This is a genomic window from Micromonospora sp. NPDC047762, from assembly GCF_043204655.1.
Lineage (GTDB): Bacteria > Actinomycetota > Actinomycetes > Mycobacteriales > Micromonosporaceae > Micromonospora.
In genome coordinates, this window is sequence record NZ_JBIDCQ010000004.1 from 163,859 (window position 1) to 188,056 (window position 24,198).

The window sequence follows — 24,198 nt, forward strand, 5'->3', positions numbered from 1 at the left end:
CGGTCAGCCTCCCGAACCCTGGCTCGTCACCGACGGCTGGCCGTTCGCCGGCTGCGGCACACCGATCGTCTTGCCGTCCGGCAGCCGGATGTAGCCCGGCTCGCCGGCGTCGACCAAGCCCAGCCGCCGCGCCTCGGCGGTCAGGTTGCCCGGCGCCTCGAAGTCGGCGATCTGCTTGTCCAGCTGCTGCTTTTCCAGGTCCAGTTGAGCCTGCTGCTGCTGCAACCGCTCCAGTCGGAACGCGTTCTCATTGATCTTGGTGTTGACCGCCAGGATGCCCAGCACCCCGCCGACCACCAGCACCACGATCAGCGCCGCGAACGGCGCACGCGGCACCGAGATCGGCGCCGGCGGCGCCACCCGCAGCCGCGGCGGCCGGGCACTGGTGGCGCTGGCGGCCTTCTCGACCGGTCGCAGCGCGGCGGTGCCCTGAGTCGGGAACTCGCGCGCCCCCCGGGCGCGAGTCTCCCCCTGCCGATTCGTTCGATCGATGCGTGACGTACCGTTACCGAGGCGCGGAGCCCGCTCCGCCGCGGTCCGGCCCCCCGACCGCGGTGCGCGCTGCCCGCCGCCGGTGACGTCCCGGCGGTCGCGCTTGTCAATGCTCATGTCCCTCCCCCTCAACGTCCGTCCCTCTAGCCGTCCCGGTGCCCCTGACCCCCCACGGATCAGGCGGACCCCGTGCCCGGTTGGTGCATTCCCTTCACCCGTCGGCGAGACCGTTCGCGGTCGGTCCGCCCCTGCTCTGTCGCGTTCGGATCGAGTCGCTCCGCGGCCCGCAGCCGCACCGAGGCGGCCCGCGGGTTCGCGGCGACCTCCGCCTCCCCCGGCAGTTCGGCGCCCCGGCTGAGCAGCCGGAACGTCGGACCGGACCCGGGGAGCTCGACCGGGAGGTCAATCGGGCCCTTACTGCGGACCCGGTCCGTGAGGGCCGCCTTGGTGAGCCTGTCCTCCAGCGAGTGGTAGGACAGGACCACCATGCGACCGCCCACGGTCAGTGCGTCGAGTGCAGATGGCAACGCTGTCTCCAGCGCTGCCAGCTCTCTGTTTACCTCGATCCGTAAAGCCTGAAACGTTCTCTTTGCCGGGTGCCCACCCGTTCGTCGGGCTGGCGCCGGAATGGAATCCCGAACCAGCTCCGCCAGCAGCGCGGACGAGGTGATCCGCTCCCGCTCCCGCTGCCGGATGATCGCCGAGGCGATCCGGCCGGCGAACTTCTCCTCGCCGTAGACCCGCAGCAACCGGGCCAGGTCCGGATGCGCGTACGTGTTGACCACCTCTTCGGCAGTCACCCCCCGGGTCTGGTCCATCCGCATGTCCAACGGCGCGTCCTGGGCGTAGGCGAACCCTCGGTCGGGCGCGTCCAACTGCAACGACGAGACACCCAGGTCGAACAGGATCCCGTCGATGGCCGGATAGCCCAGCCGGTCCAGTACGTCCGGCAACTCGTCGTAGACGGCGTGCTCCAGGTGCACCCGGTCGGCGAACCGGGCCAGCCGGACCCGCGCGTGAGCGAGCGCCTCGGTGTCCCGGTCGAGCCCGATCAGGACCGTCTCCGGATGCGCCTCGAGCACCGCCTCCGCATGCCCGGCCAGACCGAGCGTCGCGTCGACGTGGACCGTCCGGCCGCCTCGACCCAGCGCGGGGGCCAGCAGCTCGAGACACCGCTCGAGCAGCACCGGCACGTGCGTGCCGCGCAACTCCCCCATGATGACCCCCACTGGTTGAAACGTCCGTTCTTCTCGTGCGCCTGTCGTCGGACGGCGCTGCCGTCGTACCGCCAGATCCCCATCCGCTCCCGCCTGACACCGGACCGTCGCCCAATGTCTGGATCGTGCGCCTGGCACCGGGGAAGTGATGCCAGGAACTCGAAAGCGGCTGGAGATCTCGCAGTACGTCGGGCGCCGTTACCGCCCTACAGACCGCCGGGCAGCACCCCCTCCTCGATGTCGGCGAAGTCGTCTTCGCTCTCGGCGAGGTAGGTCTCCCAGGCGACCTTGTCCCAGATCTCCACCCGCGTGCTCGCGCCGATCACCACCAGCTCGCGGTCCAGCGCGGCATAGGCCCGCAGGTGAGCCGGAATGGTCACCCGGCCCTGCTTGTCCGGAACCTCGTCGTGCGCGCTGGCGAAGAAGACCCGGCTGTAGGCCCGGGCCGCCTTGTGGGTCATCGGCTGTGCGCGCAACTGCTCCGCGATCCGCTGGAACTCAGGGGTCGGGAAGACGTAGAGGCAGCGCTCCTGCCCTTTGGTGACCACGACACCCCCCGCCAGCTCATCCCGAAACTTGGCCGGAAGGATCAACCGGCCCTTTTCGTCCAGGCGCGGAGTGTGGGTGCCGAGAAACATCGGCCCAACCCCCTCGCCCTTGAGCGGCGTTCGCGGCGCCGCTGACCCCCCGGGCCGGTGAGCCCTCCCGGCCTCACCATTGGTCCCCACTCTACTCCACTTCCCTCCACCCGCAACCAAATTCGCCCGCGTGGCGCGCCTGGCCCGAGGGCAAAACCGCACGTCACAGGGGGTGGAGCGGAGTGGAGGGCTTCAGCCACCCCTCGGCGTGGTCCGCTTTCCGACATTGATCGACTCCGTCCGGGGGACGCCGACCCGGCCGCCCGCGCGGTCACCACGGCCGAACGGTTCACCGTCGGCGGCGATCTGGCGAGGCCGGCGGTCCGGTAACCTCGCTCGCGTGACGGACGCGAAAATGCCCCTACGGGCCAAGGTGGCCAGCTCCGTGTCACGGACCGCCGCGGCGCTCTCCCGGGCGGCCGGCCGTGGCGACGGTTCAGTGATCGGCGGGTGGATCGGCCTCAAGATCGACCCGGACCTGCTCGCCCACCTGTCGGCCGGGCGCGCGATCGCGCTCGTCTCCGGCACCAACGGCAAGACCACCACCACCCGGTTGACCTCCGCCGCGGTCGGCGTGCTCGGCCGGGTCGCCACCAACTCGTTCGGCGCCAACATGCCCAGCGGGCACACCTCGGCGCTGGCCAAGGCCGGCAGCACCCCGTACGCGGTGCTGGAGGTCGACGAGCACTACCTCGCGCAGGTGCTGGAGGCGACCGAGCCGCACGTGGTCGCGCTGCTGAACCTCTCCCGCGACCAGCTCGACCGCGCCAAGGAGGTCGCCATGATGGCGCAGCTCTGGCGTGCGGCGCTGGTCCGGCACACCAACGTACGGGTGGTTGCCAACGCCGACGACCCGCTGGTCGTGTGGGCCGCCACCCCACCCGGTGACCCCGCCCGGGGCATCAACCCGCCGCACGTGACGTGGTTCAGTGCCGGCCAACGGTGGCACGACGACTCCTGGGTCTGCCCGGAGTGCGGCTCCACCATCCAGCGCTCCGGCGAGCAGTGGTGGTGCACCGGCTGCCCGCTACGCCGACCGGAGCCGCACTGGGTCGTCGAGGACGAGGGCGTGCTCGATCCCACCGGCGCCTGGCACAAGGTCTCCCTCCAACTGCCCGGCAAGGTCAACCTCGGCAACGCGGCGACAGCGCTGGCGGTGGCCGCCGAGTTCGGCGTCCGCCCGGTCGACGCGGTGTCCCGCCTCGGCATCGTCACCTCGGTGGCCGGCCGTTACGCGCAGGTCGACAAGGACGGGCGCAACATCCGGCTGCTGCTGGCCAAGAACCCGGCCAGTTGGCTGGAGGCGTTCGACATGGCCGACAACGCGCCGACCCTGCTCTCCATCAACGCGCGCGATCCCGACGGTCTGGACACCTCCTGGCTCTACGACGTCGACTTCGCCCCGCTCCGGGGCCGGCAGGTGTTGATCACCGGCGACCGGGCATACGACCTGGCGGTTCGACTGGACGTCAACGACGTGCCGTTCCAGCACGTCCGCACGTTCGACGACGCACTCCGGTCGGTCCCGCCCGGGCGGCTGGAGGTCATCGCGAACTACACCGCGTTCCAGGACATCCGAGCGGAGTTGGACCGTGTCATCTGAGAGTCTGCGCATCGTCTGGATCTACCCCGACCTGCTCTCCACCTACGGAGACCGGGGCAACGCCCTGATCCTCGCCCGGCGGGCCCGTCAGCGTGGGATGCCGGTCGAGGTGCTGGAGGTCCGCTCCGACGAACGGCTGCCCGCGACCGCCGACATCTACCTGGTCGGTGGCGGCGAGGACGGCCCGCAGGCGCTCGGCGCCCAGCGGCTGCTGGCCGACGGCGGCCTGCACCGCGCCGTCGCGCAGGGCTCGGTGGTGTTCGGCGTCTGCGCCGGCTACCAGCTGCTCGGCACCTCGTTCTTCGCCAAGGGTGTGCAGTGCCGCGGGCTGGAGCTGCTCGACCTGCACTCCGACCGGGGCGAGAGCCGGGCGGTGGGCGAGCTGGCCGGTGAGATCGACCCCCGGCTGGGCCTGCCCCCGCTGACCGGTTTCGAGAACCACGGCGGCCGCACCCACCTCGGTCCGGAGGTCTCCCCGCTGGCCCGGGTCACCGCCGGAGTAGGCAACGACAGCGCCACCGAGGGCGCGTGGCGCGGCAAGCTGCTGGGCACCTACTCGCACGGGCCGGCGTTGGCTCGCAACCCGGCCCTGGCCGACCTGCTGCTGCGCTGGGCCACCGGGGCACACCAGCTCCCGCCGTTGGACGACACCTGGTCGGACCGGCTCCGCAACGAGCGCCGCTCCGCGGTGGCCGCCGCTCGGGCATGATCCGTGCCGTCCGACGGCTGCTCCGGCAGCCGTCGGCCGCCCGGTTCGCCCTGCTCGTGCTGCTGATCGGCGGGTGCGGTTTACTGCTGCTGCTGGTGCCCCGGCCGGATCCGGCGCAGTTGCCGCTGGTCGCCGACCGGCTGGGTGACCTCGCCCCCGTGGCGGCGATCCTCGGTGGTGCGCTGCTGCTCGTCGCGCTGGTGCCCCGGACCTTCATCACGCTCGCCGCGGGTGCGATCTTCGGTCCGCTGGAAGGCGCCGCGTACGCCCTGGGCGCCGCGCTGGTGGCGGCGGCGATCGGGTTCACTGTCGGCCGGTTGCTCGGTCGGGAGTTCGTGGCCGAACGCGTCCGCGGTCGACTGGCCCGCCTCGACGGCTGGTTCGCCCGGCAGAGCGTTGTCGGTGTGGTGACCGTCCGGCTGCTGCCGATCGCCGGCTTCGGCCTGGTCAGCTACGGCTACGGCACGACCGGCGCCCGAGTGCTGCCGTTCCTGGCCGGCAGCGTGATCGCGTCCGCGCCGACCGCCTTCGGGTACGCGGCGATCGGCGCTGCGGTCAGCTCCCCCGGCCACGTCAACTGGTACGCCGCCGCCCCGGCCAGCCTCGGCCTGATCGCCAGCCTGGTGCTCATCCACCAGTGGTGGCGCGCCGAGCGCCGCCGCCGTCGCACCACACCGGTCTGACCCGACTTCTGCCCTGTCGCCATGCCAGCGAGCTGGCGGGACGCGATTCGGGGCAGTCGCCTGACGCAGGCGCCCGGGGAGCGGTGGGCCGCGCTCACCCCGGCTGGGCGGCACCGGTTCGCGCCGGGCGTCAGACGGACGGCGGACGAGTCGGAGCGTGATGACTCAGAGACATATTGATGCCTCTGAGTCATCACGCTCGTTCCAGTGTTCGCTTCGGCGGACGTCACGGTACGTGCCGCTCACGACACGGGGCACCGTTGTCAGGCGACGACCGAGACCATCCGGCCCTTGACCACGATGACCTTGCGCGGCTCCCTACCGTTCAGGGTCGTCGCCACCGCGTCCAGGGCCGCCGCGCGGACGCTCTCCTCGGAGGCGTCGGCGGGGACCTCGACGCGGCCGCGGACCTTGCCGTTGACCTGCACCGGGTAGGTAACCGTGTCGGCCACCAGCAGCGCCGGATCGGCGGTCGGGAAGTCCGCGTACGTCAGCGAGGTGTCGTGGCCCAGCTTGCGCCACAGCTCCTCGGCCAGGTGCGGGGCGAACGGCGCGACCATCAGCACCAGCGGCTCGGCCACCTCGCGGGGCGTGGCCGACAGGCCGGTCAGCCCGTTGGTCAGCTGGATCAGCTTGGCGATCGCGGTGTTGAACCGGATGCCGTCCATGTCACCACGGACCCCGTCGATCACGGTGTGCAGCAGCCGGCGGGTCGCCTCGTCGGCCGGGTCCTCGGTGATCCGCAGCGCGCCGGTCTGCTCGTCGACGACGGCCCGCCACACCCGCTGCAGGAACCGGTACGACCCGACCACCGCCCGGGTCTCCCAGGGGCGGGAGACCTCCAGCGGGCCCATCGACATCTCGTACACCCGGAAGGTGTCCGCGCCGTACGCGGCGCACATGTCGTCGGGGGTCACCACGTTCTTCAGGGACTTGCCCATCTTGCCGTACTCGCGGTTGACCACCAGGTCTTCCAGGTAGTACGCGCCGTCGCGCTCGACCACGTCCTCGGCCTGCACGTAGCTGCCGCGCGAGTCGGTGTACGCGTACGCCTGGATCATGCCCTGGTTGAACAGCTTGCGGAACGGCTCGAACGACGACACGTGCCCCAGGTCGAACAGCACCTTGTGCCAGAACCGCGCGTACAGCAGGTGCAGCACGGCGTGCTCGGCGCCACCCACGTACAGGTCGGTGCCGCCGCAGTCGCCGTCGCCGCGCGGGCCCATCCAGTACCGCTCGTTCTCCGCGTCGACGAACCGCTCGCTGTTGGTCGGGTCCAGGTAGCGCAGCTCGTACCAGCAGGAGCCGGCCCACTGCGGCATCACGTTGGTTTCCCGGGTGTAGCGCTTCGGCCCGTCACCCAGGTCCAGTTCGACCTCGACCCAGTCGCGCCGCCGCGACAGCGGGGTCTCCGGGTTGCTGCCGGCGTCGTCGGCGTCGAACGTCTTCGGGGAGAAGTCGTCAACCTCCGGCAGCTCGACCGGCAGCATCTCCTCCGGCAGGGCGATGGCCGCGCCGGTCTCGTCGTAGACGATCGGGAACGGTTCGCCCCAGTAACGCTGCCGGGAGAACAGCCAGTCGCGCAGCCGGTAGGTCACCGCGCCGGTGCCGTGCCCGTTCGCCTCCAGCCAGGCGATGATCGCCGCCTTGGCGTCGGCGACCCCCAGGCCGTTCAGGTCCAGGCCGCGCTCGGGCGCGGCGCTGTTGATCGCCGGGCCGTCCCCGGTGTACGCCTTGCCGTCGAAGCCCTCCGCCGGCTGCACGGTACGCACGATGGGCAGCTCGAAGACCTCGGCGAACGCCCAGTCCCGCTCGTCCTGCGCCGGCACCGCCATGATCGCGCCGGTGCCGTAGCCGGCCAGCACGTAGTCGGCGATGAAGATCGGGATCTGCCCACCGGTGACCGGGTTGGTGGCGTACGCGCCGATGAAGACGCCAGTCTTTTCCTTGGTGTCGGACTGCCGCTCGACGTCGGTCTTGGCGGCCGCCGCCTTGCGGTACGCCTCGACGGCCTCCCGAGGGCTGGCGTGCCCACCGGTCCAGGCGTCCCTCGTCCCGTCCGGCCAGCTGGCCGGGGCCAGCGTGTCGACCAGCTCGTGCTCGGGCGCCAGCACCATGTAGGTGGCCCCGAAGACGGTGTCCGGACGGGTCGTGAACACCCGCACCGGTGCCGCGCTGGTCGGGAAGTCGACGTGCGCGCCCTGGGAGCGGCCGATCCAGTTGCGCTGCATCAGCTTGATCGGCTCGGGCCAGTCCAGGCTGTCCAGGTCGTCCAGCAGCCGGTCACCGTAGGCGGTGATCCGCATCATCCACTGCTTCAGGTTGCGCTTGAAGACCGGGAAGTTGCCCCGCTCGGAACGGCCGTCGGCGGTGACCTCCTCGTTGGCCAGCACGGTGCCCAGCCCCGGGCACCAGTTCACCGGCGCCTGCGAGACGTACGCCAGGCGGTGGTCGTCGACGACCTGGCGGCGCTCGGCGACGCTCAGCTCGGCCCAGGCGCGGCCGTCCGGGGTGGGCCGGTTACCGCCCTCGAACTCGGCGATCAGCTCGGCGATCGGACGGGCCCGGCCAGCGTCGCGGTCGTACCAGGAGTTGAAGATCTGCAGGAAGATCCACTGGGTCCAGCGGTAGAAGTCGGTGTCGATGGTGGCCACCGAGCGGCGCTCGTCGTGCGCCAGCCCCAGCCGGCGCAGCTGCGCCTTGTACCGCTCGATGTTCGCGACGGTGGTGGTCCGGGGGTGGGTGCCGGTCTGCACCGCGTACTGCTCGGCGGGCAGGCCGAACGCGTCGAAGCCCATCGCGTGCAGCACGTTGCGGCCGGCCATCCGCTGGTAGCGGGCGTAACAGTCGGTGCCGATGTAGCCCAACGGGTGGCCGACGTGCAGGCCCGCCCCGGAGGGGTACGGGAACATGTCCAGCACGTACAGCTTCTCCGCGCCGGCACGTGGGTGGGTCGGGTCGGCCAGCGGGCCGGTCGGGTTCGGTGCGTGGAAGGTGCCCTCGCGCGCCCAGGTGTCCTGCCAACGTATCTCGATCTCGTCGGCCAGGGCCGCGGTGTACCGGAACGGGGGGATGTCGCCCGCCGGTGCGGCTGCCTCACTCATCGTCTCTCCTCGCTTCGCTTCGCTTCGTCTCGGCACCACCGGGCCGGGCCGGCGGAGGGCACAAAAAAGCCCCTCGCGCAGGAGGGGCCGCCGTGCTGTCGCTGGGTTCAGCGCATCAGCACGGCCCGGTAAGAAGCAGGAAGACTCCGGCCATGCCCGCAGTGTACCTCTTCCACGGTGTGCCCTGCCGGCCCCCGGGCGGTGTCGAACCCGTTCCCCCGAGCTGGCGAATATCGGTGCGTAACCGACGGACTACCTGCGGGGGTCGGCGATAACGACAAACATGGTTAGCCTGAGAGACTAGTGAGATTCCTGCGGCAAACGAGGCTCGACGTCGCGAACCCAACGGCGGGTCCAGGTGCTCTCTACAGAGCTGCCGTGACGGCGACGAGGAGGAGGCCCGTGACACAACAGACCTGGGACGAGGTGGGCGGCCTGTTGCCGCACGACGAGTTCCGAGCCGCCAGCGAGGCCATCGTGGCCAACATCGAGCAGGTCATCGAGGGTAAGACCGCCACAGTGCGGCTCGCCCTTGCCGTCCTGCTCGCCGAGGGTCACCTCCTGATCGAAGACGTCCCGGGTGTCGGCAAGACCAAGCTTGCCAAGGCCCTCGCGCGGTCCATCGACTGCACGGTGCGACGGATCCAGTTCACCCCCGACCTCCTGCCCAGCGACGTCACCGGGGTCAGCGTCTACAACCAGGAGACGCACGACTTCGAGTTCCGCCCCGGTGCCGTGTTCGCCAACCTGGTGGTCGGCGACGAGATCAACCGGGCCTCGCCGAAGACCCAGTCGGCGTTGCTGGAGTGCATGGAGGAGCGGCAGGTCACCGTCGACGGGGTGACGTACCAGCTCCAGACCCCGTTCATGGTGATCGCCACCCAGAACCCGATCGAGATGGAGGGGACCTATCCGCTGCCGGAGGCGCAGCGCGACCGGTTCACCGCCCGCATCGCGATGGGTTACCCGGACTCCAACGCCGAGCTGGCCATGCTCGACGGGCACGGCGGCACCGACCCGCTGCACGAGCTGCGCGCGGTCTCCGACGCGGCCATCGTCCGACAGCTGATCGCCACCGTCCGACAGGTGCACGTGGCGGACGCGGTCAAGCAGTACGCGATCGACCTGGTCACCGCCACCCGCGAGGCCCCCGACCTCCGGCTCGGCGCGTCCCCCCGGGCGACCCTGCAACTGTTGCGCACCGCCCGGGCGGTCGCCGCCCTGGAGGGCCGCGACTACGTTCTCCCCGACGATCTGCAGGCCCTGGCGGTGCCGGTGCTGGCCCACCGGATCATCCCGACCGCCGACGCGCAGCTCGCCCGGCGCACCACCGACGCGATCGTCTCCGAGCTGGTGCACCGCCTGCCGCTGCCACACGACAGGCAGCGCAATCCGTACGACACCCGGCCCCCCGCCACCGGCAACGGTCGCGCACCCTACGAGCCGCGGAGGCCATGACGTGCGTGCCGGGCTACGCGGGCTGACCACCCGCGGGCGGTCCTTCCTTGCCGCTGCGGTCGCGGCGGCGATCTCAGCCGGCATCCTCGGCGAGAAGGACCTGCTCCGGGTGGCTGTGCTGTTGGCCATCCTGCCGTTGCTGGCCGCCGCCTACGTCGGGCGGAGCCGCTACAAGCTGGCCTGCAACCGTTCGCTGGACCCGCACCGGGTTCCGGTCGGCGCCAACTCCCGGGTGGTGCTGCGCCTACAGAACCTCTCCCGGCTGCCGACCGGCACCCTGCTCCTGGAGGACCGGCTGCCCTACGCGCTGGGCAGCCGGCCCCGGGTGGTGTTGGAGCGGCTCGGCGCACACCAGGCCAGCTCGGTGGCGTACACGGTGCGGGCCGACGTGCGGGGCCGCTACGACGTGGGCCCGCTGGTCGTCCGGATGACCGACCCGTTCGGCCTCTGTGAACTCACCCGCTCCTTCCCCAGCACCGACCACCTGACGGTCATCCCGCAGGTCACCCCGCTGCCGTCGGTCCGGCTTCCCGGGGAGTACGCGGGCAGCGGCGACAGCCGGGCCCGCTCGGTGGCGGTGCACGGCGAGGACGACGCGGCGACCCGGGAGTACCGGCGCGGCGACGACCTGCGCCGGGTGCACTGGAAGTCCACCGCCCGCACCGGTGAGCTGATGGTGCGCCGCGAGGAGCAACCGTGGGAGAGCCGGGCCACCGTCGTCCTGGACACCCGGGCGTACGGCCACCGGGGCGAGGGGCCGACCGCCAGTTTCGAGTGGTCGGTCTCGGCCGCCGCGAGCATCGCCGTCCACCTGCGGCAGGCCGGTTACAAGTTGCGCCTGGTCACCGGCTCGGGGGCAGATGTGGACGCCTCGGAGGCCGGCGGGGACGGCACGCTGCTCGATCACCTCGCGGAGGTCCGACTGGACCAGCGTGCCGAGGTCACCGGCCTCGTGCAGCGGGTCCGCCAACGCGCCGACGGCGGTCTGATCATCGGCCTGTTCGGCACGGTGAGCGTCGCCGAGGCGGAGGTGCTGGCCGGGCTGCGGGGCAACGGCGCCACCTGTGTCGGCTTCCTCCTGAACAGCTCCACCTGGCTCAGCCTGCCGGAGAAGGCGCGGAACGAGGCGGAGCACGCCCACGCCGCCGCCGTCCTCGCCATGTTGCAGAGTGGCTGGCGGGTGGTCGGCGTCGACCACGGCGGCCGGCTGCCGGCGCTGTGGCCGCAGGTCGGTCGGGGCGCCCAGGGGTTCGCCCTGCGGGCCGCGCTGGCCGAGACGGTCGCCGGCGGTGTGCGATGAACGGAAGGCTCCCCTCATGATCAGCAGTCGGAACATCGGCATGGTGGCGGCCGCTGCCACGCTGCTGGCCGCCGCGCCGCTGTCGGCCATCTTCCAGGGCTGGACATGGTTGATCGAATCCATCATCGCGGTCGCCGTGGTGGCCGGGGTGGCCGCGCTGACCCGCCTCGCCCGGGCACCGCTGTGGGGTCAGGTGCTGGGCATGCTGGCCGGGCTGATGCTCGCCCTGACCTGGCTGTTCCCCAGCGGCCAGGAGCTGTTCGCGATCCTGCCCACGCCGGGCACGTTGGCGTACTTCGGCGACCTGCTCGCCGGCTCCATGCAGGACATGCGCTCGTACGGGGTCGAGGTCCCGGACACCGACCCGTTGCTGTTCATCGCCGTGCTCGGCGTCGGCGGGGTCGCCGTGCTGGTGGACGTGCTGGCCGTGGGGCTGCGCCGGCCCGCACTGGCGGGGCTGCCGATGCTCGCCATCTACTCGGTGCCGGTCGCCGTCTACGTGGACAGCGTCCCCGCGGTGCCGTTCGTGGTGGGCGCCGCCGGTTACCTCTGGCTGCTGGTCACCGACAACGTCGACCGGGTGCGCCGCTTCGGGCGGCGGTTCACCGGTGATGGCCGCGACGTCGACGTGTGGGAGGCCTCTCCGCTGGCGTCCGCCGGCCGCCGGCTCGCGGCGGTCGGGGTGGCCCTGGCGGTGGTGCTGCCGCTGGCGGTGCCCGGAATGACCGGCGGGCTGCTCGACTCGCTCAGCCGAGGGCCGGGCAACGGCACCGGCAACGGGTCCGGCTCGGGCGGCACGTCGGGTCGGATCGACCTGTTCGCCTCGCTCGCCGGTCAGCTCAACCAGTCCCAGGTAGCCGACCTGGTGAAGGTCAAGACGTCCGAGCAGAACCCGTTCTACCTGCGCTACGCGGTCGCCGACGAGCTACGACCCGCTGGTTTCCAGGCGCGCAACCCCAGCGGCCGGTCGGTCAACCGGGACCTGCCGAACCCGGCCGACCGGGCCGGTCCCGGCGTGAAGCAGACCACCTACCAGGCGACCGTCGAGGTCACCAAGAGCCTGAGCATGGCGCTGATGCCGGTGTACGCCGAACCGACCCGCGCCGACGACCTCAGCGACAACTGGCTCTACGACGCCAACCAGCAGGTCGTCTTCTCCAACCGGGAGAACTCCCGCGGTCGGAAGTACTCCTTCGACTACGTCCGCTCGACCTTCACGCCCGAGGCGTTGCGGGCCGCGCGATCACTGCCGACCGAGCACCCCGTACGCCGACAGATGACCGCCACCCCCGGGCCGGTGCCCGAGGTGGAGGAGCTGGTCAAGGGGCTGATCCAGGGCAAGCGCACGGACTACGACCGGGTGCTGTCGATCTACCAGCACTTCTCGGCGGACAACGGTTTCAGCTACCGGTTGAGCACCGAGAGCGGCAGCAGCGGTCAGGACATCGTCAACTTCCTGACCAACAAGGTGGGCTACTGCCAGCAGTACGCCGCCGCGATGGCCTGGCTGGTCCGCTCGGCCGGCATTCCGGCCCGGGTGGCGTTCGGGTTCACCAACGGCAGCAAGCGCGACGGTGACACCTTCACGCTGACGAACCTCAACCTGCACGCCTGGACCGAGGTCTACTTCGACGGGGCCGGTTGGGTGCCGTTCGACGCCACCCCGGCGTACGGTGTGCCCGGCTCCACCCGGTCGGCCTGGGCACCGGACACTGACGCGCCGGAGGCGACCAGCCCGAGCTCCGGCGCCACGAGCGCCCCGACGGACCCGGGCACCTCGACGGAGTCGACCGGCCCGGACAACGCCGACCGGGACACCGACGACGGGCTCTCTCTCGGCGGGACGACGCCGAACGAGCAGCCACCGGTCTGGCCCTGGTGGGCAGCGGGACTGGTGGCGCTGCTGGTGCTGCTCGCGGTGCCCGCGCTGCGCCGGATGGCCCTGCGCCGCCGACGCAGTGGCCGCGCGGCGAGCGGGGCGATGGCCTCCGCCAGGGTCGACGGCGACAGCGAGCCGGGGGCACGTCCGGTGGTGGTCAGCGCGGACGCCAACCGGGCCCGCGCGGACGCGCACGCCGCCTGGGCGGAGCTGCTCGACACGCTTGTGGACTTCCGGGTCCCGGTCGATCCGACCGAGACGCCCAGGGCGACCGCGGACCGGCTGGTCCGGGACTCCCTCGACGATGACGACGCGATCGGGTCGGCGCGGCTGCTCGGCCGGGCGGAGGAGCGGGCCCGCTACGCGCGGGACCCGCTGACCGGTGAGCCGTTGCTGCCGGCGCTGCGCGCGGTCCGTGCGGCGCTCGCGACACGGGCGGACCGACGGACCCGCCTGCGCGCCGCCGTGCTGCCGCCCTCGGTGCTGCTGCGTTGGCGCACCACGATGGCCGACAGTTCCAGCCGGATGGTGGCGCTCACCGGGCAGGCCCGGTACCGACTGCTGCGGTGGAACCCTCGACGGCTGCTGGCCGGCCGGGCAGCTCGCTGACCGGACCGGTTCCCTGGCAGGGGACGGCGGCCAACCCGCCGCCGTCCCAGCCCGGCCCGGCATCCCTGCGCCCGGCTCAGCGTCTCCAAGATCAGGAGATGAGAAGCAAGATCAGGTGATGAGAAGTAGGTCGCTGGGACGTCCCGCGCCTACTTCTCATCACATGATCTTGCGGCCAGCGCGGCAGCGCGGCCAGCGCGGCAGCGCGGCCAGCGCGGCAGCGCGGCCAGCGCGGCAGCGCGGCCAGCGCGGCGCGAGCCGGGGAGCCGGCGGGGCTGGCCCAGCCAGGGAGCCGGCGGGGCGGGCAGCGGTAGAGGGCGTGCGGATACGACGGAGGTCGCCGGGGGCTGTGCCCGGCGACCGCTCGTCGCGGCGTACGGTCCGCCTCAGCGGCGGGACCGGCTCAGCGGTGCCCCTCCGGGCGCTGCCGCCACCTGTCCTCCATGCGGTCCAGGATTGACGACCGGCGACCGGATCGGCCACCGCGGGGACGACGACGACTCGTCGTGCCGCCCACCACGTGCAGGTCGGGTGACTGCGCCCGCCGGTGCGACTGCACCGCGAACGCGGCCGACGCCAGCATGACGACGAAGCCCGCCACCGCCAGTGGTGGAGTCTTGATCACCGCGCCATAGACCAGTAGAGCCAAGCCAGCGATGATGACGCCGGCGGCGACGAGCAGGCGACGCCGCGCATGGAAGCGCGGATCGCTGGCGCGCACGGCCGAGGCGAATTTGGGGTCCTCGGCAAGCGACCGCTCGATCTGCTCGAACAGCCGCTGCTCGTGCTCCGAGAGCGGCACGGCACTCCTCCCCGGTCACGTTGGTCGGGCCCATTCGGGCCGTCAGACCGTGGCAGCCAACCGGCTGCTTACCCGCAAGTCTACGAGGGGGGTCGCGCGTCGGAAAGCGGGACGACCTATGGGCGGGGTGGATTTTCGTTTCGACGGGGATCACGGTCGCCCATCAGACTGGCCGGACCTATGACGGACCGCCCGAAACGGGCAGCGGCGGCGTCCGCGGCAGCTTCCGCTTCGCGCCAGCCGCGCTCGGGCGCGCCGAGGGTGAGTTGCCGGGGGGCGCCCTGCGCCGGGGCGAGCCCTTCCACCCGGACACCGACGAGTCGGATCCGCTCGCCCGGGTCCAATGCGGTGTAGAGCGCCCAGACCGTGTCGAACATCTCGCGGGCGGTGTCGGTGGGAACGTCGAGGGTGCGAGACCGGCTGACGGTGCGGAAGTCGGCCAGCCGGACCTTGAGTGAGACGGTACGCCCGACCTGCCCGGAGCCGCGCAAACGGACACCGACCTTCGCGCTGAGCGCCAGCAACGCGCGACGGATCTCCAACGGGTCGGCCACGTCGACGTCGAAGGTCACCTCGGCGCCGATCGACTTGTCGACGTGCTCGGGGCTGACCCCGCGCGGGTCGCGCCCCCAGGCCAACTCGTGCAGGTGCGACGCCGAGGCGGCACCGACGGCTCGGCGGAGCATGCCCACCGGCGCCTCGGCGAGGTCGCCGACTGTGGTCAGGCCGAGCCGTCGGAGCGCCTCGGCGGCGCGCTCCCCCACCCCCCACAGGGCGTCCACCGGCAGCGGGTGCAGAAAATCGAGCACCTGCCCCGGGGGCACGACCAGCATGCCGTCCGGCTTGGCCCGGGTGGAGCCCAGCTTGGCCACGAACTTGGTCGGCGCCACCCCGACCGAGCAGGTCAGCGCCTGCTCGTCGGCGACCCGGCGGCGGATCAGCCGAGCGATGGTGGCCGGGGAGCCGAAGAGCCGACGGGCACCTGTCACGTCGAGGAACGCCTCGTCGAGGGAGAGCGGCTCGACCAGGGGCGTGACGTCCCGGAAGATCTGCATGACGGCCCGGGAGGCGGCCGTGTAGGCGGAGAAATCCGGTGCCAGGTAGACCGCGTGGGGGCAGCGGGCCCGGGCCTGACTGGTCGGCATCGCGCTGCGGACGCCGTACCGGCGGGCCTCGTAGCTGGCCGAGCTGACCACCCCGCGCGGGCCGACACCGCCGACGACCACCGGCCGGCCGCGCAGCTCTGGGCGACGGCGCACCTCGACGGCGGCGAAGAAGGCGTCCATGTCGACGTGCAGGATCGGGCTGGCGGAGTCGTCGGCGTCCGGCCCGAAGCGCGGATCGTCGCCCCGGGGCAACGACTGGCTGCGGCCCATCCCGGCAGGTTAACCCGGAGGTACGACACCACCATCGGCCAGCGGGCCGAACCGCCCTCGGGCGTCAGCCCCGGACGACCAACAGCGGCACTGTCAGCTCCGCGGCGGTGTCCGACCCGTGGTAGGCCACCAACTTCGACGCCATCGGCCGCTCGGTGCGACTGGCCATGACCGCGTACGTGTCGTTGCAGATCACCACCACGTCGCCGATCCGGCCCAGGTGTTCCTCGGCCACCGGCCCGAACCAGCCGGTGGCCACCATCTCGTCGCGGGTGCGTACCCGGGCCGCGGCGCCCAGCACCTCCGACCAGGCGGCCCGCACGTCGTCCACCGCGCCCGGCTCGACGTGCAGGTAGCGGACCCGGGCCTCGCCGGCCACCAGCCGCACGCCAGCGCGCAGTCGCGGATCGGTGTCCAGGTCGAAGCGGTGCGTGGCAGGGATGTCGAGCTGGCCGTGGTCGGCGGTCACCAGCAGCGCCGCGTCCGGCGGCAGCCCGTCGACCAGTCGGGCGACCAGGGCGTCCACCTCGGTCGCGGCGACCCGCCAGGGTGCCGAGTCGACGCCGCTGACGTGGCCGTGCCGGTCCAGATCGGCGTGGTAGCCGGAGACCAGTGTGGGCCCGGCCCCGGCGGCCAGCGCGGCCAGCATGGCGGTGGCCACCGCGTCCGCGCCGGCGGCGCCCCGGAAGTCGCCACCCCGGTTGGCGGCCACTGTCAACCCGCTGCCGCCGAACTCCGGCCGGCTCACCACGCTCGTCGTGACGCCGGCGGCGCGGGCCCGCTCCAACTGGGTGGGCACCGGCTGCCAGCACAGCGGCGACGGATCGGCGGCCCAGTCGGTGTGGGTGAGCACCCGATCGGTGCCGGGCACCCGCACGGTGAAGCCGAGCACGCCGTGCGCGCCCGGCGCGACACCGGTGCCCAGCGACACCAGGCTGGTCGGGGTGGTGGACGGGAAACCGGCGATGAGCGGCCGGGCCACCGTCGCGGCGAGCCCGGCGACAGTCGGCGCGTACGGCGCCGCGGTCGGCAGCTGGTACCAGCCGAGCCCGTCGACGAGCAGCACCGCGATCCGGCGTACCCCGGCCAGCGCGGGTCGGAGCCCGAGCGGGTCGGTCGAGCCGGGCACCCCGAGCACGGCCAGCGCGCTGGGCAGCACGTCGGCGAGGCGGCCGCCGCCGTGGCCCGGCCCGAGGATCTCCAGCGGTGCCGGCTGGCCACCGGCCTCGGCGATCATGCCGGCCGGCGGGCGAACAGGTGCAGTTGGGCGGCCAGGTCCCGGTACGGCGGCTGGGCGGCCAGCGCACGTTCCAGCTCGACCACGGCCGCGGACTGCCCGTCGGCGACAGCGGCCGGCAGCAGGTCGGCCAGCACGCGTACCCCGTGGATCTCCTCGACCACCAGCCCGGCGGCGCCGAGCAGCGCGGCGGCGCCGGGGGCGTCGTAGCGTCGGCGCAGCGTGTCGCGCGGGCCCGCGGTGCCGGCCGGATCGGCGGCCACTGTGGTCGCGACGTCCAGGTGCCCGTTCATCGCGCGGCCCAGCACGGCGGCGGCCCGGCCGGCCACCAGCACGCTGGCCGCGCCACCCGGGCGCAGCGCGGTGGCCAGCGCGGTCACCACCGGCGTCGGGTCGTCGACCACCTCCAGGACGGCGTGGCAGAGCACCAGGTCGACGCCGGCCGGCTCGACCAGCCCGGCGAGGGCGTCACCGTCGCCCTGCACGGCGGCGATCCGGTCGGCCACCCCGGCTTCGGCGGCGCGGCGGGTGAGCGCGGCGAGCGCGTCGGGGCTGGCGTCGACGACGGTGACCCGGTGCCCGGCGCGGGCCAGCGGAACGGCGAAACCACCGGTGCCGCCGCCCACGTCCAGCACTGTGAGCTCGGCGTCGCCGCGCCGGTCCAGCTCGGCACGGAGCACCGACCAGATCACGGCGGTGCGGGGTGTCAGCGGCGGCTCGGCGAACCGGCCTCGGGTCTGCTCCACCCGGCCGAGCCTAGTCACTCGGCCCGGTGGTGGTGTGGGCGTGTGGCGGGGGCGCCGACCACACGCCCGATCGGTGCGTGGCGCGGGCGGCCGGTCAGGCCTCGGTGCCCTCGGCCTCGTCCTCCGCCCGGGACCGGCGCTCGTTGGCCACCGGACCGTTCGTCACCTCGTACTCGCGGGGGTCGGCGAGATGCGACGGCACCCAGCCGGTGCCCAGTCGGGTCCGCCGGGCGTTGGCGATTCCACCGGTGTACGCGTGATTTCCCGTCACTGTCGTTCCCCCTCACGGATCACGGGCCGCTCTGCCCGCTCGGAACGAGTCTCCCGCTCGACGGCTCGGGAAACCGTAATGTGGATCACTGAATCAGCGGAAGTCACGGGAGGCCGGACGCACCGGGGGCTCGATGGCGTCCAGCCGGTCGGCGACCAGGTTGGTCACCCCCTCGTGCCGCTGCAACCGCCCCCGGACCACCAGCGCGGCACTGGTCCGCGCCACCCGCCGGTAGCGCTGCCACAGCCCCGGCGAACAGGTGACGTTGAGCATCCCCGTCTCGTCCTCCAGGTTGAGGAAGGTGACCCCGCCCGCGGTCGCCGGACGTTGCCGGTGGGTGACGATGCCGCCGACCCGGATCCGTTGCCCCGGCTCCACCCGGCCGAGCCGGGCGATCGGCACCGCGCCGAGCACGTCGAGCTGACCCCTGATGAAACGGGCGGGGTGGCTCTCCGGCGACAACCCGGTGGCCCACACGTCGGCGACCAGCCGGTCCACCGCCTCCATCCCGGGCAGCGTGGGCGCCGCCGCGCCGGTCACCGTGCCGGGCAACCGGCCCGGTCGGTCCTGGGCCGCCGCACCGGCGGCCCACAGCGCCTGCCGCCGGGTCAGCCCGAAACAGGCGAAGGCGTCCGCGGTGGCCAACGCCTCCAACTGCGCGGCGGTGAGACCGAGCCGCCGGGCCACATCCGGCATGTCCCGGTACGGCCCGTCGGCGACCCGTTCGGCCTCGATCCGCTCGGCCACGTCGGCACCGAGCGTGCGCACACTGGACAGGCCGAGCCGGACGGCGGGGCCGCCCAGCCCCCAGGAGTGCGGCGGCTCCCCTGGCCCGCTGCCCCACCGGGTCTCCGGGGTGGACTCCAGCACCGCCAGGGCCCCGCTGGCGTTGATGTCCGGACGACGGACCTCCACCCCGTGCCGGCGGGCGTCGTCGACCAGGGTCTGCGGCGAGTAGAAACCCATCGGCTGGGCGTTGAGCAGCGCGGCCAGGAACGGCGCGGGGTGGTAACGCTTGAGCCAGGAGCTGGCGTAGACCAGGTAGGCGAAGCTCATCGCGTGGCTCTCCGGGAAGCCGTAGCTGGCGAACGCGGTGAGTTTGCGGTAGACGTCGTCAGCAAGCTCACCGGTGATGCCCCGCTCAGCCATCCCGGCGTAGAGCCGGTCGGCGATCCGGGTCATCCGCTCGACCGACCGTTTGGCGCCCATCGCCCGGCGCAACTGGTCGGCCTCGGCCGCGTCGAAGCCGGCCAGGTCGATGGCGAGCTGCATCAGCTGCTCCTGGAACAACGGCACACCCAGGGTCTTCTCCAGGGCGTTGCGCATCAGCGGGTGCGCGAAGGTCACCGGCTCCTGGCCGTTCTTGCGGCGGATGAACGGGTGCACCGAACCGCCCTGGATCGGGCCGGGGCGGATCAGCGCCACCTCGACCACCAGGTCGTAGAACTCGCGGGGCTTGAGTCGGGGCAGGGTGGCCATCTGGGCCCGGCTCTCCACCTGGAACACCCCGACCGAGTCGGCCCGGCAGAGCATGTCGTAGACCTCCGGGTCGTCCAGGGTCATGTCGCCCAGGTCGAGCCGGGACCCGATCATGTCGTAGCCGTAGTGCAGGGCGGAGAGCATGCCCAGGCCGAGGAGGTCGAACTTGACCAGGCCCACCGCGGCGCAGTCGTCCTTGTCCCATTGCAGGACGCTGCGCCCGGGCATCCGCCCCCACTCCACCGGGCAGACCTCGATCACCGGCCGGTCGCAGATCACCATGCCGCCGGAGTGGATCCCCAGGTGTCGCGGGAACGTCTGCAACTCGTTGGCGTACTCCACCACCTGCTCGGGGATGTTCTCGACATCGACGGTGGCGACCGAACCCCACCTGTCGATCTGCTTGCTCCAGGCGTCCTGCTGCCCCGGGGAGTAGCCGAACGCCTTGGCCACGTCCCGCACGGCCGACCGGGGCCGGTAGGAGATGACGTTGGCGACCTGGGCGGCGTGCTCCCGGCCGTAACGGGTGTAGACGTGCTGGATCACCTCCTCCCGGCGGTCGGACTCGATGTCCACGTCGATGTCGGGTGGGCCATCCCGTTCCGGGGCGAGGAACCGCTCGAAGAGCAGTTGGTGCCGGACCGCGTCCACATTGGTGATCCGCAACGCGTAGCAGACCGCCGAGTTGGCCGCCGAACCCCGACCCTGGCAGTAGATGTCCTGGTCACGGCAGAACGTGACGATGTCATAGACCACCAGGAAATAGCCGGGGAAACCCAGCTCCTCGATCATGTTCAGTTCGTGCTCGAGTTGCGCGTACGCCGTCGGGTGCGCCTGCGGCGGCCCGTAGCGCTCGTGCGCCCCGTCAGCTGTCAGCTTCCGTAGCCAACTCATCTCGGTGTGCCCCGGCGGCACCGGGTACGCCGGCAGCTGCGGCGCGACGAGTTGGAGGTCGAAGGCCAACTCGGCGCCGAACTCGGCGGCCCGCGCCACCGCACCCGGGTACGCGGCGAACCGGGCCGCCATCTCCGCGCCGCTGCGCAGGTGGGCGGTGGCCGCCGCGGGCAACCAGCCGTCGATCTCGTCCAGGCTGCGTCGGGCCCGGACCGCGGCGACGGTGGTGGCCAGCCGACGCCGGCCGGGGCTGGCGTAGTGCACGTTGTTGCTGGCCACCGTCGGCAACCCGGCCGCGGCGGCCAGCTCGGCGAGCGCGTCGTTACGGTCGGCGTCGACGGGATGACCGTGGTCGGTCAGCTCCACGGCCACCGTCTCCGCGCCGAAGAGCGCGGTCAGCCGGTCCAACTCGCGGGCCGCCGCGTCCACCCCCTCGGTGAGCAGCGCCCCCGGCACGTGCCCCTTGCGGCAGCCGGTCAGCACCAGCACATGGTCACGCAGCTCGGCGGCGACCTCCTCCAGGTCCCCGTAATCCGGGCGGCCCTTCTCCCCGCCGCGCAGCTGGGCGCGAGCGATGGTGGTGGCCAGCCGGGCGTACCCCTCGTGGCCGTGCGCGAGCACCAGCAGGTGCGCGCCGTGCGGGTCGGGCTCGCCGTTCTGCGGGCCGGGCAGGCCGAGGGACAGCTCCGCGCCGAAGATGGTCGGCAGGCCCAGCGTACGAGCCGCCTCGGCGAAGCGGACCACCCCGTAGAAACCGTCATGGTCGGTGACGGCGAGCGCGGTGAGCCCCAGCCGGGCCGCCTCCTCGGCCAGCTCCTCCGGGTGGCTGGCGCCGTCGAGGAAGCTGAAGTTGGTGTGCGCGTGCAGCTCCGCGTAGGGCACCACGCCGTCGGGGCGGGTCAGCTCCGGTGGCTGGTACTGCTCGCGGCGGCGGCTCCAGGCCGGAGAGTCGCCGCCATCGGCGTCCACGGCGAGCGGGTCCACCACGTGCAGGTGCCGCTCCTCGCGCGACCGCCCGCCACCCGACCGGCCGGCGCCGCTGGCCCGCCCGGAGAGCACCCGCTCCAGCTCCGACCAGGGCATCTCCGGGTTGTGGAAGCTCATCCGGCCGCTCCGGCCGCTCCGGCCGCGTTGCTCGGCCCGGTACTGCCCGGCCGAGGGATGCTGGGCGACCGGGTCGACGACGAACACGACGGCGGTCGCCCCGACGGCGGCGAGAGGTGAGATGAGCGTGATGACTCACAGGCATCGTGATGTCTGTGAGTCATCACGCTCATCAGGACATCTGCTCCCCGGCCAGCGCGGAGCCAGCCGACGCCGGGCAGGGATCGACCTGACTTAGTCATAGATCGCTTCCACCAACCACTGCCCCGACTCCACGGCCAGCAGCAGGGCAGCACCGTCGGCCAGGCTGACCTGGAACCGGGCCCGGCGGCGGGCCTCGGCCGGCGCCCACCAGCGCTCGTCCACCGGCCACGGCCCGGCCCAACCCACGATCTCCGCCGGCTGACCGGTGCCGACCACCAGTCGGGCGGGCGCGGCGCTCACCGCCAACCGCGCGCTGATCACCACCGGCTCACCGGCGGCGTCGTGCACGGTCGCGGCGAGCGGACTGGGCAGCACCACGGCGGGCGCGGGCGGCGGCAGCCGGCCCGGCCACGGCGGAGCTTCGGGCCGGGCCGGGACGCGTTCGTCGCCCCACGGCACCAGTCGCACCTGGTCGGCCGGAGCGCGCCCACCACCGAGCACCGCGGTGACCACCGCCTCCGGGCCGAGGATGCCCTGCACCCGGCTCAACGCCCGGTGCGCGCGTTCCCGCTCCTCGCCGGTCTCCCCCCAGAGGCCGGCCTGCAGACCGGCCTGGGCGATCACCCCGTCTGGAATCAGTCGCAGCCGGATGATGCCGGCCGTCGGCCGGGCCGGTCGGGCACCGGCGCGGCCGTTGCTGCCGGAGAGCCACCCGTCGAGCTGCCAGCGCACCCGGTCGGCGATGGCCGCGGCGGTGAGCAGGCCATCATGCCGCCACACCCGGTGCAGCTCCTGCCCGTGCTCGGTGACCGCCTCGATGCCGAGCCGGGTGCAGGCCAGGCCGTGCCCGGCCAGCCGTTCGTGCAGCTGCTCGGCCAGCGCCCGGGCCACGAACGCCGCCGCGTCGACCCGGTCGATCGGGTCGTCGTGCTCCGCGGTCACCGTCAGGTCGGCCGGCGGCTGCCGGACGGCGAGTGGGCGGTGGTCCCGCCCGGCGGCCAGCCGGTGAGCCAGCGCACCGTCGAACCCGAACCGGGCCAGCACGTCGCCGGCCGGCAGGGCGGCGAAGTCGCCGAGGGTGCGTACTCCCAGCCGGCGCAGCAGGTCGGCGAGCGCCGACCGCCCGAGCGCCTCGACCGGCAACCCGGCCAGGAACTCCGGTGTCCCACCCGGTGCCACCACCCGGCCGGCGCGAGCGGCCAACCCGGCCGCGAACACCCCGTCGGCGATGCCGACCTGGCTCTCCACCAGGCACGACTGCGCCACATGCTCGATGATCCGCTCAGCGGCCGCCTCCTCGCCGCCGAGGTAACGGCCCGGCCCCCGGGCGGCCACCGCGCAGGCGCCCGGACGGACCACCTCGACGCCGGCGACCAACTCCTCCACCGCGGCGACCACCGGTTCGAACGCCCGGGCGTCCCGGCCGGGGTCGTACTCCACGACGGTGAGCTGCGGACAGCGCCCCTGTGCCTCCCGCTTGCGCAGCCCTCGACGCACCCCTTCGGCACGGGCCCGCTCGGAGCAGGCGACCACCCGGTTGGCGTGCAGCACGGCGACCGGGCCGGTCGCCGGCACCCCGTCGACGATCTCGGCGGCGAGCACCGGCCAGTCCGGGCACCACAGCAGCAGCGTGCGTGCCGGCGCGCCGGTCACCCCTGACCGACCAGCGCGAGTGGCGCGGCCGATCGCCCCACGGGCGACGGCAGCGTACGAGGGATCACCCGGGTCAGCTCGTCACCCGGGAGCCAGACCTTGATCTCCTTGGGCCGGGCAGCCGCCCCGCGCCCGCGCGCCGAGACGGTGATCTCCCGGCGGCGCAACCGCCCCCGGCCCAGCCCGAGACCCTCCCAGACTCCCCGGACCACCTGCAGCGTCACGTCCGCGCCGTCCCACCGGCCGTACGGGACGAGCACGCTGCCGCGCTGCCGGGCCCGGGCGGCCAACCGGGTGGCGACCGAGGCGGAGACCGAGGCCGGCACGGTGGTGACCACGACGTCCACCCCGTCGATCAGCGCGGCGACCACGGTGGCCCACTCGGGGCCGGGGTTCGGCACCAGGGCCAGCCGGTCCAGGGCGATGCCCAGCTCAGCCGCCGCGCCCGCGCCGAACGTCGGCACCCCGACCACGGCGCACCACGAGCCGGCCCGGGACGCCTCGGCGAGCAGGGCCAGCATCAGCGAGGTGCCACCGCTGCGGCGGGGCTGGCCGGCGGCGACCGCGATGGTGCTGCCCCGGCGCAGGCCCCGGTTGGGCAGCAGACCGGTCAGCTCGGGCACCACCGGCAGCACCCGGTGGCCACCGACCGGGTCGGGCGCGCTCGCCGGGCGCACCAGATCGGCCAGCGCGGCGGAACCAGCCACCATGCGGCCCGCCATTGGACCAACTCCCCCGTCGTTGCTGTGGATCAGATCAGGACCGGCACGCCGTGCCACCGGCCGCCCGGCTCCCCTCGC

General features: G+C 72.9%; 17 protein-coding genes and 1 pseudogene. 6 read left to right on the plus strand and 12 right to left on the minus strand.

All coding sequences use genetic code 11. The features are described from left to right. Positions 1 to 3: 3 nt before the first annotated feature. The 3 genes and pseudogenes from ACGF3C_RS14735 to mraZ form a co-directional block, all read right to left on the minus strand. Complete coding sequence (locus ACGF3C_RS14735; protein ID WP_393222145.1) at positions 4 to 609, minus strand: hypothetical protein; 606 nt, start codon at positions 607 to 609, stop codon at positions 4 to 6. Then, positions 599 to 1,709, minus strand: a pseudogene (rsmH, locus tag ACGF3C_RS14740) (16S rRNA (cytosine(1402)-N(4))-methyltransferase RsmH). The gene ACGF3C_RS14735 and the pseudogene rsmH overlap by 11 nt, the downstream one beginning before the upstream one ends. 206 nt (positions 1,710 to 1,915) lie before the next feature. Beyond that, positions 1,916 to 2,347: a division/cell wall cluster transcriptional repressor MraZ gene (gene mraZ, locus ACGF3C_RS14745; protein ID WP_030488958.1), complete on the minus strand. Its 432-nt coding sequence runs from the start codon at positions 2,345 to 2,347 to the stop codon at positions 1,916 to 1,918. Between the two features lie 355 nt (positions 2,348 to 2,702). Between mraZ and ACGF3C_RS14750 the strand changes: the two genes are divergently transcribed. From ACGF3C_RS14750 to ACGF3C_RS14760, 3 genes are read left to right on the plus strand one after another with little or no spacing between them, the layout of a single operon-like run. Beyond that, positions 2,703 to 3,950, plus strand: a complete 1,248-nt coding sequence (locus ACGF3C_RS14750; protein WP_355007801.1) for a MurT ligase domain-containing protein — start codon at positions 2,703 to 2,705, stop codon at positions 3,948 to 3,950. Beyond that, a complete protein-coding gene (locus tag ACGF3C_RS14755; protein ID WP_355007678.1) occupies positions 3,940 to 4,659 on the plus strand; it encodes a glutamine amidotransferase in 720 nt (239 codons plus the stop codon). The genes ACGF3C_RS14750 and ACGF3C_RS14755 overlap by 11 nt, the downstream gene beginning before the upstream one ends. Further along, complete coding sequence (locus ACGF3C_RS14760) at positions 4,656 to 5,342, plus strand: TVP38/TMEM64 family protein (RefSeq protein ID WP_393222149.1); 687 nt, start codon at positions 4,656 to 4,658, stop codon at positions 5,340 to 5,342. Before ACGF3C_RS14755 ends, ACGF3C_RS14760 begins: the two co-directional genes overlap by 4 nt. Positions 5,343 to 5,605: 263 nt before the next feature. Here the strand turns inward: ACGF3C_RS14760 and leuS are convergent, their stop codons facing one another. After that, positions 5,606 to 8,446, minus strand: a complete 2,841-nt coding sequence (leuS, locus tag ACGF3C_RS14765) for a leucine--tRNA ligase (RefSeq protein WP_357230259.1) — start codon at positions 8,444 to 8,446, stop codon at positions 5,606 to 5,608. 402 nt (positions 8,447 to 8,848) lie between these two features. Here leuS and ACGF3C_RS14770 point away from each other — a divergent pair, with 402 nt between their 5' ends. Genes ACGF3C_RS14770 through ACGF3C_RS14780 form a run of 3 tightly spaced genes read left to right on the plus strand, consistent with a single transcriptional unit; the run spans position 8,849 to position 13,692 of the window. Next, complete coding sequence (locus ACGF3C_RS14770) at positions 8,849 to 9,904, plus strand: MoxR family ATPase (RefSeq protein WP_355007681.1); 1,056 nt, start codon at positions 8,849 to 8,851, stop codon at positions 9,902 to 9,904. Position 9,905: 1 nt separating this feature from the next. Continuing rightward, positions 9,906 to 11,204, plus strand: a complete 1,299-nt coding sequence (locus ACGF3C_RS14775) for a DUF58 domain-containing protein (protein WP_357206159.1) — start codon at positions 9,906 to 9,908, stop codon at positions 11,202 to 11,204. A gap of 16 nt (positions 11,205 to 11,220) precedes the next feature. Then, a complete protein-coding gene (locus tag ACGF3C_RS14780; protein ID WP_393222153.1) occupies positions 11,221 to 13,692 on the plus strand; it encodes a DUF3488 and DUF4129 domain-containing transglutaminase family protein in 2,472 nt (823 codons plus the stop codon). 403 nt (positions 13,693 to 14,095) lie between these two features. Here ACGF3C_RS14780 and ACGF3C_RS14785 read toward each other — a convergent pair whose 3' ends face one another. From ACGF3C_RS14785 to ACGF3C_RS14820, 8 genes are all read right to left on the minus strand, one after another. Continuing rightward, a complete protein-coding gene (locus ACGF3C_RS14785; RefSeq protein ID WP_030334542.1) occupies positions 14,096 to 14,494 on the minus strand; it encodes a DUF3040 domain-containing protein in 399 nt (132 codons plus the stop codon). Between the two features lie 116 nt (positions 14,495 to 14,610). After that, a complete protein-coding gene (locus ACGF3C_RS14790) occupies positions 14,611 to 15,870 on the minus strand; it encodes a DNA polymerase IV (protein ID WP_357234869.1) in 1,260 nt (419 codons plus the stop codon). Between the two features lie 64 nt (positions 15,871 to 15,934). Next, a complete protein-coding gene (locus tag ACGF3C_RS14795; RefSeq protein WP_393222157.1) occupies positions 15,935 to 17,107 on the minus strand; it encodes an alkaline phosphatase family protein in 1,173 nt (390 codons plus the stop codon). Beyond that, entirely contained in the window at positions 17,104 to 17,871 is a 768-nt protein-coding gene (locus ACGF3C_RS14800) for a methyltransferase domain-containing protein (RefSeq protein ID WP_357232505.1), read from the minus strand. Before ACGF3C_RS14800 ends, ACGF3C_RS14795 begins: the two co-directional genes overlap by 4 nt. A 76-nt stretch (positions 17,872 to 17,947) precedes the next feature. Continuing rightward, on the minus strand, positions 17,948 to 18,124 hold the full coding sequence (locus tag ACGF3C_RS14805) for a hypothetical protein (protein ID WP_167492956.1): 177 nt from the start codon (positions 18,122 to 18,124) through the stop codon (positions 17,948 to 17,950). A gap of 93 nt (positions 18,125 to 18,217) precedes the next feature. Further along, positions 18,218 to 21,601, minus strand: coding sequence for an error-prone DNA polymerase (locus ACGF3C_RS14810; protein ID WP_393222840.1), 3,384 nt, complete (start codon positions 21,599 to 21,601; stop codon positions 18,218 to 18,220). Between the two features lie 234 nt (positions 21,602 to 21,835). Continuing rightward, positions 21,836 to 23,398, minus strand: a complete 1,563-nt coding sequence (locus tag ACGF3C_RS14815; protein ID WP_393222161.1) for a DNA polymerase Y family protein — start codon at positions 23,396 to 23,398, stop codon at positions 21,836 to 21,838. Then, positions 23,395 to 24,120 carry a hypothetical protein gene (locus ACGF3C_RS14820; RefSeq protein ID WP_355007688.1) on the minus strand — a complete coding sequence of 242 codons (726 nt, stop codon included), beginning with the start codon at positions 24,118 to 24,120 and terminating at the stop codon, positions 23,395 to 23,397. The genes ACGF3C_RS14815 and ACGF3C_RS14820 overlap by 4 nt, the downstream gene beginning before the upstream one ends. Positions 24,121 to 24,198: the final 78 nt, after the last annotated feature.

What these genes read in the sequence shown, in the direction of transcription:
- mraZ (WP_030488958.1), bottom strand. Translation starts at nt 2,347, where the DNA reads ATGTTTCTCGGCACCCACACTCCGCGCCTGGACGAAAAGGGCCGGTTG.
- ACGF3C_RS14750 (WP_355007801.1), top strand. Translation starts at nt 2,703, where the DNA reads ATGCCCCTACGGGCCAAGGTGGCCAGCTCCGTGTCACGGACCGCCGCG.
- ACGF3C_RS14790 (WP_357234869.1), bottom strand. Translation starts at nt 15,870, where the DNA reads ATGGGCCGCAGCCAGTCGTTGCCCCGGGGCGACGATCCGCGCTTCGGG.
- ACGF3C_RS14810 (WP_393222840.1), bottom strand. Translation starts at nt 21,601, where the DNA reads ATGAGCTTCCACAACCCGGAGATGCCCTGGTCGGAGCTGGAGCGGGTG.
- ACGF3C_RS14735 (WP_393222145.1), bottom strand. Translation starts at nt 609, where the DNA reads ATGAGCATTGACAAGCGCGACCGCCGGGACGTCACCGGCGGCGGGCAG.
- ACGF3C_RS14780 (WP_393222153.1), top strand. Translation starts at nt 11,221, where the DNA reads ATGATCAGCAGTCGGAACATCGGCATGGTGGCGGCCGCTGCCACGCTG.
- ACGF3C_RS14760 (WP_393222149.1), top strand. Translation starts at nt 4,656, where the DNA reads ATGATCCGTGCCGTCCGACGGCTGCTCCGGCAGCCGTCGGCCGCCCGG.
- ACGF3C_RS14820 (WP_355007688.1), bottom strand. Translation starts at nt 24,120, where the DNA reads ATGGCGGGCCGCATGGTGGCTGGTTCCGCCGCGCTGGCCGATCTGGTG.
- leuS (WP_357230259.1), bottom strand. Translation starts at nt 8,446, where the DNA reads ATGAGTGAGGCAGCCGCACCGGCGGGCGACATCCCCCCGTTCCGGTAC.
- ACGF3C_RS14795 (WP_393222157.1), bottom strand. Translation starts at nt 17,107, where the DNA reads ATGATCGCCGAGGCCGGTGGCCAGCCGGCACCGCTGGAGATCCTCGGG.